A 19,223-nucleotide genomic window follows, 5' to 3' on the forward strand; every position below is an offset into this window, starting at 1 on the left:
GCAAAAATGGATGAGAGATAAACACAAAAAATCAAATCCAATCTACTATCAGCATATCTTCCATCCAAGGGAATTTAACTATGTTCAGTCCCCACGGTAGACGACTGAGAAGGATATCAATGGATTGACGCTCAATCTGGAGTTTCCACGCACCATTATCGTTACGGGTGAGTTTGCCTTCGCGCTGTAAAAAGCCTTCGCGTAGACCGTCGGGGCTGGTATTTTTTAGGGCTTGCCAGTAATCGATCGCTGTTTGTAATAGATGTTCAGCTTCATTTAAGGCGGTGGTGGGTAAATCAATGTTACAGGCGATCGCTTGATTTAATGGCCAGCCACAAAGTAATTTCGGTAATACCAACTCATATTCGGGGGCATCGGTTTGGCGAGTTGCTAGGTAATGTAAGAGATAAATTGCCGTTTGCTGTGCTGATTCGTCACGGAAGCTTTCTTGGTCTACTAGTGCGACATCGTTGAGATATATGTGCAGAAATGGGTGCAGTAGGACTAAGCCAGCTTGATTGATGTAGATACCGGTGATTTCTTCTTCTGGTGACAAGATGGAAGTTTGCGGGTTGTTTTGAGAATCGATTTGTTGATGTTGGTTGTTTGATTCGGGTGTGGCTTTGGGAGAGGATATTGAGTTTCTCAACGCAGAGGGGATCTGAGGTTTACGCAAAGGGTCGTTGAGGTTTGTTGAGGTTGTGGTTTCAGGTGCTGGGGGTAGAATTTGGTTGAGTGTTGTTAGCCAAGGTGTTCTGGAGTTGGTGGGGATTGTGGCTAGGATAGTTCGCAACCGTTGATATATCCCGGAATCGGGTAGTTGTGTTTGTGATTCATTGGGTTCGGGGGTGGTAGGAGTAATTTGAGATTGGTTTGGGGATGCTTCGGGTGTGATGGTGGCTTGCTGTTGCCAAGTTTGGACGAGAATAGTTAGCCAGTTGCGTATCCACACAGTCTTGGGTAAGGGTCTTGTTGAGGAGCTAGTTTGAGGGATTTCTGCTAGTAGTAACAGCCAAGCTTGTGTGTTGAGGAACTCATAGAAGCGATGGCATTCAGCCCACTGTAGGCGATCGCCATTTTGATTTAAACTCAACGCTTGGATAATTTGTTGTCCTTGGGTGAGTAGAGTAGACCAATCAATCCAAGTGGGTTGCAATTGCAAGACTAACTGATGGCAAAAGCTTTCTGGGAACTGGGAAACCAAGCGCTGTCTGACTTGCGGATTTGTGGCTAGCAATTCTCGTAAAGGTTGCTGCCATGTCGTTTCATTTTGTATGGCTGCTTGCCAACGGGGTATCCACTGTTGCCAGTTATTAGCCTCTACCCACCAAGGTAAGCGACCATACCGTAAAAAATATAACAATATCTCCCAATCTGCCGCACTCCGATTTTGGCTGAGTATTGGGGAATTTGTCTTAGTAGTTAGGCGATTCGCTAGATAATCTCTTAGCGTTTGGTTCACAGCACTGATTAATTTAGGTATAAATTCATCTTGAATAAATTGAGGATGAATAACGCCTAAATCTACAACCACTTGATCCAATCGCACCACCTCATCAGCTGCTACCAACTGTTCAAAAAGTTGTGCCATTGCTGGTATGCCCTGTTGTTGCAATAAGCGACTCATATCTTCTTGCAAGCTCCAGACATCAGCTAGTTGCCCAGTATTTAGCTCCAGTACGGTTCGTCCGATGATGTGGCGTTGTTGTGTCATAGCTTACTGCTTTTTCAACGGGGCTTAATTACAGAAGGTGGGGTTGAGCCAACTTGTTTAGATGATGAGTAAGTCCAACCGACGATTAACATGAAAATGGCAGTACTCATGGCTAGTAGCTGGGGTAGTTTGATTTTGGTGATGATTTCTCCTCGGTTGAGGGGAAAGAGGTTTTGTATGCGTGTGAATAGGTTATCTGGGTTGGTGCTACGGGATGGGCTAGTGTCGGTGTCAGCGTCGATAACCCGGATGATAACTTTGATGGTAGCTCCTTCTAGGCGATCGCCATTTACTTCTCTGATAGCTTGTGCTTGAATCTCATGGATACCTATACTCGGTTGCCAGTCATCAGGCATCCGGTAAGGTGCAGTGTTGGCGGTGAGTGCTTGGCGGCTGCCATTGGGTTTGGTGTAGGTGAAAATTACACTATTAACCTTTTCTGGCACAGTCATCGCCTCAAAGGTGTACTGGTTATTAGGATTGAAGTCTGAGAGATTGAAGGTGCGATCGCCATCCAAATTAGTACTATTTATTACTTCATTATTACTAATTGCCAGTAAATTTACTGCACGAACTTCAGGATGAGGAATCGGGTTTTCTGTCGGCGCATCTCCGCTATCAGGGTTAGAGGTATCTTCAACGTCTCTCACTGGCACTTCTGGTGGTGGGACGATGGTAACTCGGCGTTCCGTGTTATTGCTACAGCCTTGATTGCTGATTGTATATCTCAGTGTAATAACTTTTTCTTCCTCATCACCCAAGTTCACTGCACTGGGATTGAATTGTGGGGGAGTTGTAGGGCTAATTACATCTGCTGTGATATCTTCTTCACCGTCAAAGGCTTGGAAAGTTCCGCCTAGTTGTGTAGCGATCAGCCCTACAGGCGGATCATTATTGGTGAAGGTGTCCCGGTTTCCTGTTGATAATCGGAAGTTGGCATTGGGTACAGCAAAAATCCTCAGTTCTTGGGTGAACTTATTACTACAGCCTTGGTTGCTAATACTGTATTCCAATGTAATGACTTTTTCTCTGGCTACACCCAAGTTAACTGCACTTGGGTCGAACTGTGGGGGTGTTGTCAGGCGATTAATGACATCTGCCGAGATATCTTCTGCACCATCGCGCACTTGGAAAGTCCCGCCCGGTACTCTGGCTATCAGGTCTACGGGTTCATCATTACTACAGAATCTGGTTTTACCTTGCCCAACTTGGAAGGTAGCATTGGGTACAGCAAAAATCGTTATATCTCGGCTTAACTCATTGGTGCAGCCTTGGTCACTGGTGATGGTATACACCAAGGTAATAACTTTTTCTGTTGCTCCTCCCAAATTAACAGCACTGGGGTTAAATTCTTGGTTATTAATGACACTGGCGGAAATATCTGTTTCACTATCAAAAGCCCGGAAATTGCCGCCTGGTTGTGTGGCTCTGAGGGTTACGGGGTTTTCGTTACTACAGAAATTTGTTTTGATTTGGAAACTGGCATCTGGTAAGGGATAGACGGTAACGCTCAGGGTGTCGTAGCTGCTTTCAACAACGTAGGTAAAAGTGATGGCTGTTTCCGAAGTAATATCGTCGGTAATGCGGCTGGGTTGGAAATAATATTTGCCGTCTGCAAAAAAGCTACCTTCGCCTTTCAGTGTGCCACCTGTCGGGTCAAGAATAAATTCATAGCGAGTTTCATCGCCTGCACAGAAAGTAGTTCTATCTAGCAACACGATGGGGCGAGGCTGAGTTAGTACATAACTAACAGTGGGGGTCTTGCTGCTAAAACGATAGGGTAGGCAAAAATCGCCAACAACGATATCTTCACGGTTGAGTAATTCTCGACTAGTCGCTAGTTCCTGGGGTGAACCTGGGGGTAAGGAAGCGTATTTCTTGATTACCTCGGTGCGGGCTTGATAAGTAGGATCGCGATCGGCACTTAGCAGGTTTCTCACTAATTCCCGTCCATCGACGTAGACCAAAACGAATGTACCGCCTTTCGGCACACCTCCCAAGTGTTCCATCCCCGGATTATTTTGTGCGAATTTATGGAATAGTTGCAATTCCATGATCTGTGCCAAACGTTGCTGATAAGCTGTCATCAGCCCCTTGAGTTCAAAATAATTGAGCGTATCGGCGGCTAGGCGATCGCCCATCCTCAACTCCAGTCGATTGACGCGGATGGAGGATTCTGGAACATCCCGCAGCAAACTATAGAGGGTTTCAAAGTCTTGAAACTCTGGTTGGTTGATAATGGGGCTATTACCCTCAAAATTAACAGTAAAGAAATTCAGCGAAATAAAGCTAATGTCTGCCGTCCCTCTATTTGCTGGTAAGTCCAGTTCATCAGCTAAGGAAAATCGCAGATAATAGCTGAGGGGGTTGTTGGCTGACTCAGGTTCTACCCCATAAGTAATTTTCCCCAAAGGCAGACAAGCCAATAAATCTCCAATAATGCGCTCCTGTTCTTGGGTCAGACTGTCGCCTGATAACCCAGAAAAGTTAATTACTGTCTCAAAACGCGCAATGCGAATACCTGCGGCGTTACGCAGATATAGGCGATAGCTGTCACCGCTTTCCTTGACAAATTCATAAGCTTCTTTAACGCTGGCTCTAGCCACAATGGGGTTAAATAGTTGGTCACTTTTAATTTCCGCCAAACTAGTCTTGTCAAAGAAAACTCGTTTGAGTGTGTAAAGAAAAACATTCCGTGACCAGCTTTCCTCATATCTTTGCCAAAGTTTTGCAAAGGTATCTTTGATGCGTCCAAAGTCTGCATTCAAATCATCGAACTGACCAGAAATATTGATATCTTGAAAACTTTGCAGATTGCCAATCTTCAGGGTAATGACATCAAAAGCTAAATTGTAGCGCTGCTGATAGTCGAGAATCCGTTGCAAAGCCGTGGCGTTGGCTTCCCCAATATGTCCTTCAATGCGGTAAAAAGAATAGTCATCTAAACGGTGCAGTAAGTCAGAATTGGGGGTGATATTGGCGTTGTTGGGATAAAAGTAAGCCGGATGGGACTGACTGCGCCCTTTACGGTAAGTATCATAACTCCAGTATTGATACAACTGTGGATAATTGAGGTAATAAGGAATTGCCTGTTGGCTCAAGGTTGCAGCACGGTCTTTACTGGGGGTGATTTTTAGGGGCGTGTCATAAAAGGGTAACAGATAAAAACTATCCGCAGCGCACAGACGTACGAGGCGATCGTAAAGGAAGCGTACTTGTTTGACACGTAACTGATTGCCGTTATAAATGGGGGATTGGCTAAAATTGCTCCGATATGGAGAATTTAGGGCATATACCTCTGGCTTTTGGTTGGGAAGTGGGACTAGTCCCAGCATGAGGAACTTGGGAAAGCGTCGGGTATCTGGTGTAGCGTCGTCCATCAAGTCAAAAGCCGACTCTGCTAATTCCCGAAAAGCAGATACTAACTGACTGAGGTAGTCATAGAAGTATTGTAAGGCGTACTGGGCTTCGATTTGGGAAATAGGCGATCGCCTATTTTCTGCCGACGAGCCAGACACAATATCGCTGAGACGTTGATTAAGTAGGGTTTTCAACCCGGTGAAATCAGAGGGTGCAGGATTAAAAGACGAGAAAAAAGGCGAAAACAGCCGGAAAAGATTTGGGAATGTACGATCAATCTCATCAATTGCTTGCAGACATACTTGTTGGTAGCCTTTAAGAAAGGCATCGTAGTCAACAATATTCGATAAACGAATGACAGGTGGTGTCTCCAGGGTATAACCGAAGCGTCGCACTTGGGGAAAGAAATTCTGGAAGAAAGAAGATTGAGCCTGGAATATGTCATTAATGCTGAAGTCTCGCCACTGTTGGGGTAAAGGCTCTCTGGAAAACCCTTGTTGCAGCAAAGCCTCAGCGCTCAACTTCTCCGGTACAGAACGGGGTAAGAGAAAATAGCGTAGGCGGAAATTCCTGTCTTTACCTGTATCATCACAATCGAGTAAACAAGAGTCCCGTTGCTGATCCTGAAGTTCATATACTACTACTAACGTCTGGTCAGCCAGAAACCTAGCAAAAGCATTCTCATCTGGTAAATTCTTGAGCGCTAACCGATTATTCCCTTCCTGTTCAAAGAGTTCTACAAGTTGATCAGTTGATGCGGCTGTTTGTTCTTCACTAGGCGCGAACAAAGCCGAGGGTACAGACACTCCACTTTGATAATGAGTTAATTTTGTTTCCGCCAGAGAAATTATATATCCCTCAGAAGTAATACCACACCCTGGCGCAACAACTATGTTCACATCCCCCGGCTGATAGATGCTACTCACCTCCATCCCAGCCACAATTCCCATACCAATCAGATAAACACGAGTTAACCGATTCTGCTCATCAAGATAGGTAACAACACGATTCAGGTCTTTATTAGTCAAAACCTGATTAGGCGTAAAAATAGGATAACTGTTAGGGATGGTAATGGTAGTAGTCACGTCGCTTCGCTCCAAATTCAAAATTCAACTTTTCTCAACTCTTCTCAACTCTTCCACCCAGCAATGTTATTAATCATTAGCAGTTCCTAACGCAGTCTGATTGAGGATAGCGGGATTATTATCAGCACTACTTTCTTCGCAATCATGTAACGTAGCTTTGGGGTACACATTCCGCAGTTGAGGCAGGATTTTCAACAGACGGTTAAGCGTCCCTGTCAAATCACAGGCGGCGTTTTCGCAACTCTCCAGCGCCAATTGCTCTAACCAGTGACGATAAGCAAGCTCAAAATCTCGCATTTGGCGGACATTCACCCAGGCAATTTTCAGAGCGATGTGTGCTGGAGCCTCTAGACGCAGAGTGCGTTCAACAAATCGGCGGAAAGGAATATCACGAAAGCGTTGCGGCCAGTAGGGTAAAACGATTGTCACCCAAAAAGAATAAGGATCTGTTCTCGCTAAAAGATAGGGGTCGTCTGGTTCTGTATTGACATCCTCCGGCGTTACCAAAATGGGTAAAAAGCCATCGCCGGCTGTTAAGTCGGGGAGCTTGGTTCGGGGACGTAAAAGAATATGCTCTAGGAGATGGAAGCCTTCGTCATTGCTGTATTTTTGAATTTCTGCGATCGCTGCGGTGCGTTCTTCTCTACTGTTGTAATATTGCGCCGCAAAAATTTCGTCTTTACCTTCATTGGTCAGTTCCCAGCCGTAAACACCATCATCACTATCAATCAGTCGGAAGTTCTCTTCATCCTGAGCCAGTTCCATCAAGGTGTTACCCTGTTCCCATGCGATATCCTCACTGGTGTAACGCTGTGTTCCTTGCAAAATCAACTGGTTGTCTGGGTTGTAAATTTGACTTATGTATGCTAATGAATCTAATGAATTGGTACTAATCCTTAAACGAGCCGTGCGAACCAACAATAATAAATGCTCAATCGCTGCATCCCTTTCTGCTTCTGATGTATAGGTTTGGGTATGGATAGCGGCTACACTGTTAGTATCGCGGGGACGGCTCAAAATCCGAAAGCCAAACTCCTTATTAGTTGTTGTAGGATTAATTACCCCTGTTTCAAATAGTGTACCTAAAACATCTTGGTAAAAGCGATCGCGGGCTGTAGTCTCATCACCATATATTTGGATACTTTGCAGTATAGTTGTTTCCTGGCGGTCTACGAGGCGATAACGGTAGCCAGAGGTGGGTGTTGTTGCTGCTTCTATAACTAAAAATGGTTCAAGAGCATTTAGGCGCTGGAAGGTAAGCAAGCGATCGCTTTCTGTGGTTGTTACTGCTAAAAGTTTGCCTGTCTTGTCGGTAATTCCTAAACTATAGGTCTGTCCAGTGTGATCCTTGGCTGGGCTGAGGTAGCGGTTGAGGTAGCGGAGGTTTTCGGCGAACTCACTAGCAGCTTGCCAAGCCAAATACTCTGTTGCGTATGAACTAATACCGCGTAATAAAGTTTGACTATTAGTAATGTCGTTGATAACAAAGACATAACCATTGGTGATAGTCTCTATGGCAAACTTGTATTGATTCTGATTCGCTTGAATGTGAGTTAACCAGCGTTGTAAGCTTAGTTCTCTTTCTAACTCAGTTGGGAAATGGTGAGTATATTCACTAAGGAGACTGCCTTGATGATCAACTAAGCCGTAGCCGTAATAGGTGAATTTTTGCGGAGTCGTCCCTTGATCCTGACCTAACGTAATATTGCGGTAATTCTGCACGTCTTGAATTAGCCTCAAGCTAATAACCCCAGCGTCTACGGCTTCGGTGCGGGAAAAATAGCGTTGTACACCAGTAAAGGTAATTACGCCAGAGTTGAGGGGAATTTGTAAGCGGAAGGAATATAAGTCCTCATCTGTCGGCTGGGTGATAACTAAATTTTGCAGGGCGGTATCATCTAGCTGGGATAACTGCGTTAATAAACTTTGTAGCAGTGGTTCTAAAGCTGCGGCTCGTTCTTTAGTGGAGGGAAAAAAGCGATCGCTCCTAACTATACTCTGATTTTGGGTATCTAATATTTCCCAACTGTAATGATAATAATACTTATATGAAAGTCGTTTGTAAAAGTTAGGGTGTAGGGCAAATAGCAATAATTTATCTTGGTCAGCCTGGGCTTGTTCTGTGGTGGCGTATCTCTGTTTACTAGTTAAGGTTAAGTCATCAGAACTAAAATCTATACTTAAAAATAAATTACGACTATCTTTATCTACACGATAGTGGCTGAGGTGACGACGACGCACATCATCAATCCCCAGCAACCGCAACACCCGCTTTTTGAAACCCGCTACATTATCGGTATCCCAGACAGCATGACAATCATAGTAATTGTAAGCCCGGAAGCGATCGCGGCTTAAGGTGGGATAGTCTTGTAAAAATTGGGCTTTGTCGTGAATAATTTCGGTTTCTTGGGTCGCCTTGTTGTTACGGGTGGCAAACATCTGATAATTCAACAAGACATAATCACTAAAAGACTCAGAAAAACGAGCTAGTAAATGATCTAAAAAACGATTACGGCGATCGCGATAAGTTTCCGGTGCTTCATCCAACACATCAAGATAGTTATCAGGGATAATTTTTTCTATTTCAGGAAAATCCAGCTTTTGGGTAAAGTAAGTACGCTGCTTCTCCTGAAGACGGGTAGCATAATCGTTTTGTTGGGGTTGAGTCACATCGACTTCCCAAGAAAACAAGTCACGAATATGAGAGAGTTGAGCAAGGTAGCTTGCTAATAACTGATCAAAAAAGACGAGATAAGCTTTTAGTTGTAAAGCCTGAGCTTTGCGTAAAGCTGGGACAGTTGGTGGTAGTCCGTCTTCACTGATGCCGTAGGTCGTGGGAAAATCATGATGAATAGAATAATGGTCGGCTAAGTCGTAATAACTCCCCTTCGGAACAGGAATATCCAACTCATCTCTGTCGCGGATGGTTTTGATATAAGCTGCTTGTTGTTCATAATAGCGGCGTTCCACTTCTTCCTCATCTACACCGATGGGTAATTCACTTTTAAAGAAGTTGATTTTTGATGTTTTCACCCCCAATACCGGACGATATTGATCAGTTAGTTGGAGATACCAAGGGTGTCCTTGAGTCTGACGTAAGCCGTTGATATAGTTAGCGATACTCAGTTTCTTGATAGCCGAGACACCAGGAACTTGCAGAATTTCCTGATATAAATCTGATGTATGCAGAATAGTCGGTAAAGTCAAAGCTTCTAATTCATCGGTATCAATAAAGCCATGACTTTTATATAGTCTATTCTCGCCATCAAAAACCGAAGGTCTACCAGCAAAGATTTCTGCTGGACTTTTACCTTTGTCTAGTAATTCCTGTAGGGTATAAAATTTGAGACGTGGTGATAAGAATTGTTGTATTCGCACGTAGATATTTACCAACACATCTTCCGCATCAGCATTAGTTTCTAGTTGAATATCAGCGCAAATTCCAATTTCTTCTTCACCCAAAATCACGATATCTGCAAAATCTTCACAGAGATTGCGACTATCACACAATACTTGTTTGACTTCATCCAGCGTATCACCCCAAGAACGGTCAATTTGTCCGCAGGCATTTTTGCGGTAATCTTGGTCAAGATCCAACCTGACTGTATATAAACCACGGGGATTTAAAGTTTTAGATTCTGCTGTCGGAGGGTTGTACTGTAAACGTTTGTCTGAAAAATTTACATAAATATTTGGCTCATAACTCGTCACCTTTTGCAGCCAAGCATTCCGCACCCCAGGAATATCGATTAATCGTTTGCGTACATCTAATTCAGTGACAGGATTACAAGTCAGGACTGCATCAGGGGTAAAAAAATTATTCTCCCGACTATTCCCATCCTGGGGATTCAACGCTAACAGGTCAGCAATATCTAGATTGTTGCGATAGCCTAAATCTGTAATCGCATAGCAAAGCACCTCCAGAATCGTGACACCAGGATCATGCAGGTTGTAATCAGTCCAGATTTTACCCGATAAAGCTTGTAGGTGTGTAATGCCAATATCCCGCAGAGTTTGAAAATTCAGATAAGGCGGGAAATCAGGTTTTTGCTTCGATATACTAAGATATTCCGGCATGGAGAAATAGGGTGTAGGGGTGCAAGGGTATAGGGGAAAAACTAATAACTACTAAATTTTTGCGTTCCTCCGGGCTAGTTTGTGTTTAAAAATTTTAAATCTATGTTGTTCCAGCTAATATATGAACTGTTGATTGTCCCAACAACCAAAAAAACATAATTCCTAATCCGATAAATAATATAGGAATAAATCTAGCGAGTAATTGCAAACGGATTTCCATTTGCTTTTGATATTCAGTAAACTCTTGGTGGAGAGTTTCTAATTCATGTTGAAGCTTATCTACTTTTTGTTCTAACTCCTTGAGTAAAGATTTCCAGTCAGTGCTGATACCTGGTGTTTGCTCCTCCTTGGCGCAGATTTCGTTCTCAGACTGCATTTCCCATAGGCTGTGATTGTAGTAGACTACATCGCCTTTTTGGTAGGTTTGCCCTGGTTTCCAAATTCCATGAAAGCGATCATCTCGCTTATTTAGTGTCGAGTCGATTAACTCTACAAAATAAGTTTCGGATAAACGACTTTTGTTTTTAAATAGACTTTTTAATTCGTTACGTTTTCGCAAATTCATATTTATTCACCTAACTCCAAATCATTTAATGATTCATAGCCAAGAACGCCAGATTCAAGTTTCTGGTTATTAAAAACGATCGCCTGCTCGATAAATTCTTCAATCATGTGGTCTTGATTGCTAGTCTTTGGGGAAACTGAAGTGATTACAGAACGGGGAGTGATGGCGATCGCTTCTCTGATATCTTGTTGATTATTCAGGTTCATTTTGAAATTCACGACATAATCAACGTAGTACTGCTCCTCAACAAATTTGAGAATCGAAGACCGATAAACTTTACCCCCAAAGTTAATATCTGCACCGCTATCCACTGTCCAAGGGGTGAGAAAACCAACAATGGCTTGCTGCAATTCCCGGCGGTAATAACCAAAGTTGCTGCTGTATGGAGCTTTTAACTTGACTTGAAAGTCAACTTGGATGCGTTCATACTGGGGATTCACCACTTTAATCATTGCCCAAGGGGAGCTTACACTAGCGAGATACTTTTCAATTTCTTGCAATAAGTTAATGTTGACCTTGGGTTCTAAATCGTTGGTGGTGCTGCGTTGTGACAAGTCAGGGATGACAGCTAAAGTCACAGAACCCGGTGCTAGTTCATATAACTGCTCCTGAGCGTCATCAAATTGCCCATGATTGATACAGCGTACCTTATAAATTTGAGGAAACTTTTCTAGTACCAATCTCTCGTAGTCAAAAATGGCGACGGCTCGTCCTTTATGGCGTAGGCGTTCACTGATGCGGATGTAGAAATTCTCTGGCTGTTCTTTAACTCGTCCGCCAAAGGAAGTGTAAGGTTGGGCAATTTTTTTAACTTCCGGTTGGGGAACAGCTAGCTTACTAATTGTCCCACCTGCTAGGGGACTACCTAAATGGTTGGGGTCGTTACCTGCATCCTTGAAGGTGACGCGAGCCGCTTGGGTGTGTACACCGATGATTTCACAAACAGTCCGGCTACGCGCGGGGATAGTGACTTTGAGCCAGTGAAAATTGGGGTCGAGAATTGTGGTTTGATTCCTGCTAATATCTGCGGGAATGCCTAAATTAATAATGCCAGAGGTAACTAATCCATTGCTGGCATCATTGACGATGCGATCGCCTAAAGATTCCCAAGCATTATCCTTGAGATAATACCACTGGAGTTTATATTCTTCCTGCCGACGCAAGCTTATATCCGCCGTTTCTTCTGCTACCTGAAACAATAGGGGTAAGGCTGTAGGCGGGTCTAGGTTTTGTAACCCAATGAATAATTCACCTTCCTGGTTGAAATAGGGGAGCAAAGGAGGATTTACTGCCAAATTTACCTTTGCAAACCCACCGAAAGGATGTAGATGAAAAAGGATGCAATCGCTCATACCTGCTTGAGCAGTGTACTTGAGAGAGAGCGATCGCACAACCGGCAGATATGGTTCGTTAGGAATAATCGGTTCATCATCAAGGTTTACATAATAGGTAGTAGCCGCAAATATTGATTTGTCTGGTCGGCGGTAATAAGCGCCGATGACCGCTTGTCGCTTCTGGTTACTACTAACAACTACCGTCTGATTGGTGGCTGCTGCTAGTACCTGCTTCGCCAACACTCTGGGATATTGTTCATGGAGAAAGTTACCCGACAATTGCAACCGCAGAAAACCAGTTTTAGTCTGAGGAGTGAACATTTCCACTGGTGCGGATTGATCAAAAGAATCTAGTTTTAAATTTGCTAATTTACTAGTAAGAGAAATTTCGGGAGTATCCAACAGATTAGCAGTTACATTAGCAGTAGTCGGATACCAAGTTTTTTGACGCAAACCTTGAATTTTGACTTTTCCTGGTTGAAAGTTAGCAGGAATATCATAGCCAGCGTAGAACTCTATCCAATTATTAGGTTTTGGTGTTGCCAATTCTAGGGAAATTGTCAAGGCAATCAGGCGTTTTTGTAATACTTCTTGACTACCGATATAGAGATTAGCTTTGTCTTGAGGCTGGAAACCAAAAGGCTCAAAGGGTCTGGCAGGATTTAGGACAGAAACATCATTTTGTACTACCAGATTACGCACCTCATCCACACGGGTTTGCACCGTAATATCGAGGATTTGGGCATCTCGAAAATAATGATAAGGCGATCGCTCATTCACCAACAGCTGATGATTCAATTCCAGCCTAGCTACAGGTATCGGTCGTTCTAGTTGTAGAGGTAAATTCAGTTCTTTGGGGTCGTAGGGAATCGGTGCATCTGGGCGATAGGGTAAGATGGGAGCCACATCCGCCGCCAGTTCTACTACCAAATACAAATTAGAACCATCCCATCTAGTCTGCTCTTGACCATTGGTAGCAAGTTGACCAACAGGTAAAATAGGGGCAGGTATCCATGCTTTCTCACCACTGAGATAAACTACAAACGCCTGATGTAGTTGATTATCGGGTAGCCGTGGGAAAAAGCCCCCCAGGGATAACTTAAATTCAACAACACGCCGACCCTCTTGTAATAAAAGCACATCAGAAGCGATCGCCACTCCTAAACGTGCATGATCACGCTGTTCATTACCAAAAGGCAACCATGTCTTAACAATTTGTTCTTGGGGAAATGCTCCCCCCTTCCCATCCACAGAATTGGCGACTGGTGAAGCATACAAACCCGTAAGATTTTGCGGAACTGCTGCTGTTTTCCTCTCTTGGGAGTCGAGAAACAATCCTTTGAGGCTAGCAATTTGGGCTTTATGAATAACCGTTTCTGCATCAAGCTGATAAAACAGGTCTACCCCTGTCGCATCTTTCCCCGCCTTGAAACTGGTACCAGCCGTCAGTTTATATTCCCGTTGAGATTTAGCTAACTCAAACAGCAAGTGAACCTGATCAGCTTGGGCTGGGCGATCTGGTAGTAACAGTACTTGACGGTAGAAAAAGTCCAAGTGTCGCTGCGTCAAGCGATTGAGGTCATCCCGTGCAGGTTGCAGCACCTCCAAAAAAGCAAAATAAAGCGATAAAAAAGGCTGATGGTCTTGGCGATCGCTTAAACTAGCCTTTAAGTAATTCGGCGCTTGTTGAATAATCTGCCGATAAGTTTGCAACAACACCTGAAACACCGTATCCAGTTCTGTCCGTGCGTCCTTAACTGTACCCATCAACGGAGTCCGGTCACTTCTTAAAGGTGCATCGATAGTTAACCCAAATACCCCACTAAACCCCCGATAAAATTCCTCATCCACATTCCCGCAGCCCAACTCAAAAGACTGCATCCTCATTAAAGGTTCCGTCAAGTTTGTTTTGACTAATCCTTTAATTACGGATTTCAAAGGCGTATAAGCTTCTATCCCTAGATACCATTGTTGTATCTTTGTCAATATCTCAGTTTTCCAAATACTTAATACTTCACTGAGACTAGTAACAGTGCGTTCCGCCAAAAACGCTGCCAACTTTTGACTATATATATCCTTAACTACTTGCGGAGAAACCTTACTAATCAAAGCAATTTGAATCGGAGTATTACCCTCAAAAAAGTTTTGCCAATTACCATCCGCATCGCTGGGACTCCAAGGCTGATTCTCCGCCCTGTAATACATCACCTTTGCACTCAGACGATATACCAAAACCAAAAAGTCAGCCAAATCACGCTCATCCACACCAATAGAAGCGGGAGACAAAGCTGAAACCTGGCGCTGGCGCTGGCTCACCCCATCGCGGATTAACGGGTTTTTCGGTAGATCGCGGTTGTTGCTCATTGAATCGGGAGTGGGGGAAAAAGAGAAGTGTTGACCAATTACCAATGACTAATTACCACTTCCTTCTTGTAGGTAGAAGGGGTAGACAAAGTTAAAGCGGGAATTTGTGCTGATGATGGTGCAATCTACAATGATTTGAATTAAGCCTTGGGCATCGGCTTCGTTAACTGCTGATGGATTTTGGCGATCGCTTATTCCTTGTTGAATATCTAGCTTGTTTAGGCGGATACGAGGCTCGTAATATAAAATTGCCGTCCGTACCAGTTCTTTAATATTGCTAGCTACTGTAGGGCTAAGGCTTTCAAAGAGTAAGTCTTGCAAATTACAACCATAGTTGGGCTGCATTACTCGCTCACCCAAATTGGTAGACAAGAGAATTTGCAGGCTCTCTCGAATATCGTCTTCTGCACTGACAAGTCGGACACTCCTGGCTTTTTTCTCAAAGGTAGGGGGAAAACCCCAACCAGTACCTAAATAAGCGTTGCTCTCGTCGTCCATATCAGCCTCCAATGAGTACGGTAAATTCTCCCAAAACTATCGAGCCTCCGTGTGCTGTTGTATCACCCAAACGGGCAGCAGGTTTGCCCCCAATCATCACAGTTGAAGAACCAAGAACGATCGCATCAGGAGGCCCGACGCAGACACAACTATCACCAAGGACAGCCGCAGGTAAACCCCGAATCAAAACTGTAGGTACACCCGGCCCCACAATCGCCCCCCCAACATGAGGGATAGGAGGAAGACCAGGAGTTTGCATTGGACAAATGTGCATATCAGTAAGACGAGCGGCGGGTTTTCCCATAAGATTCCTTTTGGAGTAGGGGCAGGGGGAGCAGGGCAGGGGAGGTGGGGAGGATAAACTTCAGACCTCAGCAGCAGTCAACACCTTAATTAATCATTACTAATGAACCTTTTAGAACAGCGATCGCACTACTGGAAACTTCTGCGCCGGCGTTACCTTGGGCTTTGAATTGGGCGTTGGCTGCGATATTCACATTCAAGCCCTCAATGCTGACATCTTGAGTGGCTTTGAGGGTCAGTTTACCTGTGGCTTCTAGGGTGATGTCTTTGGGGCTATTCATGGCAATACCGCGATCGCTCATAGCGAAGGTGTTGCCGTTTTGGTCGGTGAGGGTGATACCTTTGTCTTCGTCGGAGATGGTGACTTTATTACCTCCTGGGGTTTGTAGGGTAATTATTTTCTTGTCGTCATCAAAAGTTAGCTGCATTTGAGAGCGCGTAAAAAACCCTTTGCGATGGTTTTCGGCGGTAGCGCGTAAAGGGGCTGGTTTAGCACTACTATTCAACATCCCTAAAACTACAGGATCACGGGGGTCATCGTTGAGAAAACCGAGTATTACCTCATCGCCGACTTCGGGACGAAAGAAGGAACCGCGATTATTCCCCGCGTCTAGGGTGGCAATTCGCGCCCAAATCCCCTCGGCTTGAGCATCGATAATCGGCACTTTAACGAGGATGCGGTCTTCGCCGTTGGGGTCGTCTTGCAACTGCACCACCACCCCAATCTGTAAGCCATTTACCCCAGGGAGTAACCCCGCAGCAGGTTTATCAATAATGTCGACTTCTTGATAAAACCATTGGGGAGGAAGTCCCATCTGTATATGAGTGTCCCAAGCTCCCCCGACTATTTCATGGCGAATACCGGAAACATAGGCGAGTCCATTAAAGCGATCGCCTACTCCCGCCAACTGAATCAACACATCGACCTTAGCATCAGGGTAGCCTTTGGTTTTCACCCGTCCCTGAATTTTGGCTAATCTACTCTTGAGTAGTTGAGCATCCGCCCAAGCCTTGAGTTCTGGTTCAGCCACCAAACCACTGTGACGCAGTTCCAATGCACTCAAGTCGATTACTTGCGCTAATTGCCGTCCTGATAAATTGCCTTGATTATTAACCGTAGGTTCGCTGGCTTCAGCTTCAACTAAGGCCTGATCAGCATAATTCCAAGAGGTTGCCTTTACTGCTTGATATTGGTGACGGGCATCCATCGCCGCTTCCAACTCTAGGAGATTGACACCGTAAGTTAATGTAATCTGGGGAGCGCCGCTTGTGTTAGGAGCCTTCACCTTAATTTTTTCGTCTTGTGCCACCACAATCTGTCCGTTCATTTCCGCCCGTGACAGAATAAAATCCCAATCAGTGGCGTAATACTGGACAATTTCCGGATGCTGCACCTGGGTAGCTGCCACATCTGCCGATAAACTGTGTTGAGCGATAATTTCGGCGATCGCATCACTATCTTTTGTATCCACAAAATAGCGATTATGACGACCAACAGTCAGTTTAGTAGCCAGACCCCGACAATCAAGCATCAGCATCGAGTCACCATTAGCAGTCACTTTCAAGGCGTGTTTGACAATCAATCCTTGAAAAATCTTCTGATCTGAGCCGTCATACCCAGCCGCAATTTCCACCTCTTGACCAGGAACTAAGTCAGCCCCCTCACTAGCTGCAAAAGTCTCATCCGCCGCCGCACCATCACGCAGTATAATTCGCGCCGTTGGTACACGGTTGACAATCTGATTCACCGTTATAGATAGCACCGTGTAATCATTGGTGATGTCCTTACCATCAGATAAAAGTTTGAAGGTAGCGACATCATAGAGAGAATTTCTGGGGATGATGCGATCGTTCATGATTGTGTTTTTTCCAGTGGTGGAAACCGCAAGTCTGTATTAGTAGCTAGTTTGCGGAAGTTAATTAAACCGTTGACCTTGGCAATCTGTAAATAATAGGCAGGATCACCGTAAATTCGATGCGTCATCAAAGGCAAAGTATCACCAGCTTTCACCTTACGTTGATGGGTAACATCAGGGGATTGTTTACCTTCTTCTCGGACACGGCGATTCTGTTCAACGTAACTAGTAAAAGTTGTACTCAGCTTGGCTCGTAGTGGTTTACCAGTCTGATCAAACAGAGTGTAATTAATCTGGAGATCAGTTAATAAACAATCAAAACCATTCTTCTCACCAAAGGAAAAGTCCCCCCAAATCAGGCGCAGAAAATTTGGTTTGTGAGTCTCACTATTCATGCTGTAGACCAAATCCAGAAACACCCGCACCTGGTCAGCAACATCCTGATGAAATTCCCCAGGCTTACCATTATTGACAGGTACTACACCAGTACCGTCAAAAGTAAAATCCAGCTTCAGTTCTTCTGGTTTAGTGAATTTAAATTCCGGGTCATTGCGCTGGGAACCCTGAGCTTGTTCACGGTTATATTCCACCTTAAAAGACTGGGAAAATTGCTCAGGATTAATCGGTAACTCAAATTCCCCCAACTTATTTTCAAAGCGCTTGTCTTGATATGCCAGGAGTTTAACTTTTGTGAGTGCCATAGTTTATAAATAGAAGGCAGTCCCGATGAAACAGGTTTCACAGCCAAACAGGAAAGATGTCTTTTTCCTACACCCTTACACCCTTACACCCCTACACCCCTTTCAACTCAGGAGGTAGGAGAGAAAAGCCAGTTACTATCGGGGTTTTAAAGTTTTGCATTTTACGTTTAATTATGTCTACCGACTTACTATCTTTCTGACTTTTCTTGAAGAATAGCTAACACCTGTTCCACACAAGCAGCAATAATTGCTGATTGGTCGCCAGCACCCCCAGTACCTTGATTTTGTCCCCCCTCATTCACCGAAGCCTTAATCACTAGTTCTCTAATTTCCAACGGCATAAATTTATCCTCTTGTCAGTTGTCGTTAGTTATTCTCATCACTCCCCACTATTTCAAAGTTTCAAAATAGCTGTAATTCAACTCCAGCGATTCCACAGCAATAGAGTTTTGTTCAGCGTTGAACTCAGAAACCGACCATTTTTTAGGCCAAGCATTAATTACCTTCCAAGTCATCAGAGGTGCGATGGTCGAAGACCCGCCTGTGGCGATCGCTTCTGGTGGTTGATTAGGATCACTCCTCTCGATATGCAGCAGCCGTACCAACAAGTTCATCGGGCGAATATCAAAGTTGAGAATGGCATCCATACACCACTTCACCATCTGGGAATCATTCACTAAACCGCGCTTTAACACCAGTGGATCATATTTAGTTCGCACCGGTAAAATATGTTCAAAACGATTTTCACCCCCTTCTTTGAGGGTTTCAGTCTGCATATCAACACTAAGTCCAGTCACACTCTGAAACCGGGTTTCAACCACATCCTTATCTAGGTTTTCACCCTGAAAAACGACCTCGAAAAAGAAACTAACTGGTGGATAGGTGCGAATCATAGGAAATTAGTTTAGCCATTTTGAATAGTTAACCCTTCATGGGCAACTTCAATACTTTCTATCGCCACTTCGTTACCGTCACCTTTGAGGTCTGTTGATTGTACTTTCGTAGGCCAAGCACGATTAACTTTCCAAACAACGACTGGTTCATGCTTTTCATTCAACAGACTAATCGTCAAATCACGACGCTCAATCGTGTTGAGCGCAACAGTATTCCACCATTTGTAAAAATCGTTATCCCCTTGGAATGTCCCCCGCTTCATCGTGATGTTGCTAAATTTCTGCATACCAGGCATCTTGAGTTTGTGGTACTGCGGTAAGTTACCTTCACGGTACTCTATAACCTCAGTTTCCACATCTAGTCCAGAAACTTCCGTGAACCCTAGACGAGAACCACCCCAATCGACCTGGAAATGAAACTTTGGTAAAGGATATTCAGCCATGATTATTACATCCGTTAATTTTGAAATTTA

12 protein-coding genes are annotated in these 19,223 nt (G+C 44.2%); all 12 read right to left on the bottom strand.

Features of this window, described 5'->3' with window-relative positions; translation table 11 throughout:
* Window positions 1-31: 31 nt before the first annotated feature.
* The 12 genes from ACN222_RS16580 to ACN222_RS16635 all read right to left on the bottom strand — a co-directional run bounded on the left by ACN222_RS16580 (window position 32) and on the right by ACN222_RS16635 (window position 19,193).
* Window positions 32-1,714, bottom strand: a complete 1,683-nt coding sequence (locus ACN222_RS16580; RefSeq protein ID WP_010997464.1) for a contractile injection system tape measure protein — start codon at window positions 1,712-1,714, stop codon at window positions 32-34.
* 14 nt (window positions 1,715-1,728) lie between these two features.
* Window positions 1,729-6,159, bottom strand: coding sequence for a hypothetical protein (locus ACN222_RS16585; protein WP_010997465.1), 4,431 nt, complete (start codon window positions 6,157-6,159; stop codon window positions 1,729-1,731).
* Window positions 6,160-6,228: 69 nt separating this feature from the next.
* Window positions 6,229-10,236, bottom strand: coding sequence for a hypothetical protein (locus tag ACN222_RS16590; RefSeq protein WP_010997466.1), 4,008 nt, complete (start codon window positions 10,234-10,236; stop codon window positions 6,229-6,231).
* Between the two features lie 100 nt (window positions 10,237-10,336).
* Window positions 10,337-10,801 (bottom strand): hypothetical protein, encoded by a 465-nt coding sequence (locus ACN222_RS16595; RefSeq protein ID WP_010997467.1) that lies wholly within the window; start codon window positions 10,799-10,801, stop codon window positions 10,337-10,339.
* Window positions 10,802-10,803: 2 nt separating this feature from the next.
* Window positions 10,804-14,499, bottom strand: a complete 3,696-nt coding sequence (locus ACN222_RS16600) for a baseplate J/gp47 family protein (RefSeq protein ID WP_010997468.1) — start codon at window positions 14,497-14,499, stop codon at window positions 10,804-10,806.
* 48 nt (window positions 14,500-14,547) lie between these two features.
* Window positions 14,548-14,997: a GPW/gp25 family protein gene (locus tag ACN222_RS16605; RefSeq protein ID WP_010997469.1), complete on the bottom strand. Its 450-nt coding sequence runs from the start codon at window positions 14,995-14,997 to the stop codon at window positions 14,548-14,550.
* A gap of 1 nt (window position 14,998) precedes the next feature.
* Complete coding sequence (locus tag ACN222_RS16610) at window positions 14,999-15,301, bottom strand: PAAR domain-containing protein (protein ID WP_010997470.1); 303 nt, start codon at window positions 15,299-15,301, stop codon at window positions 14,999-15,001.
* A gap of 85 nt (window positions 15,302-15,386) precedes the next feature.
* On the bottom strand, window positions 15,387-17,156 hold the full coding sequence (gene vgrG, locus ACN222_RS16615; RefSeq protein WP_010997471.1) for a type VI secretion system tip protein VgrG: 1,770 nt from the start codon (window positions 17,154-17,156) through the stop codon (window positions 15,387-15,389).
* Window positions 17,153-17,857 (bottom strand): CIS tube protein, encoded by a 705-nt coding sequence (locus ACN222_RS16620; protein ID WP_010997472.1) that lies wholly within the window; start codon window positions 17,855-17,857, stop codon window positions 17,153-17,155. Before ACN222_RS16620 ends, vgrG begins: the two co-directional genes overlap by 4 nt.
* A 188-nt stretch (window positions 17,858-18,045) precedes the next feature.
* Window positions 18,046-18,198, bottom strand: coding sequence for a DUF5908 family protein (locus tag ACN222_RS16625; protein WP_010997473.1), 153 nt, complete (start codon window positions 18,196-18,198; stop codon window positions 18,046-18,048).
* A gap of 48 nt (window positions 18,199-18,246) precedes the next feature.
* Window positions 18,247-18,750 carry a phage tail protein gene (locus ACN222_RS16630; RefSeq protein WP_010997474.1) on the bottom strand — a complete coding sequence of 168 codons (504 nt, stop codon included), beginning with the start codon at window positions 18,748-18,750 and terminating at the stop codon, window positions 18,247-18,249.
* An 11-nt stretch (window positions 18,751-18,761) separates the two neighbouring features.
* Window positions 18,762-19,193, bottom strand: a complete 432-nt coding sequence (locus tag ACN222_RS16635; RefSeq protein WP_010997475.1) for a phage tail protein — start codon at window positions 19,191-19,193, stop codon at window positions 18,762-18,764.
* Window positions 19,194-19,223: the final 30 nt, after the last annotated feature.

Source organism: Anabaena sp. FACHB-595 (assembly GCF_048568275.1).
In the GTDB taxonomy this organism is placed as follows: domain Bacteria; phylum Cyanobacteriota; class Cyanobacteriia; order Cyanobacteriales; family Nostocaceae; genus Trichormus.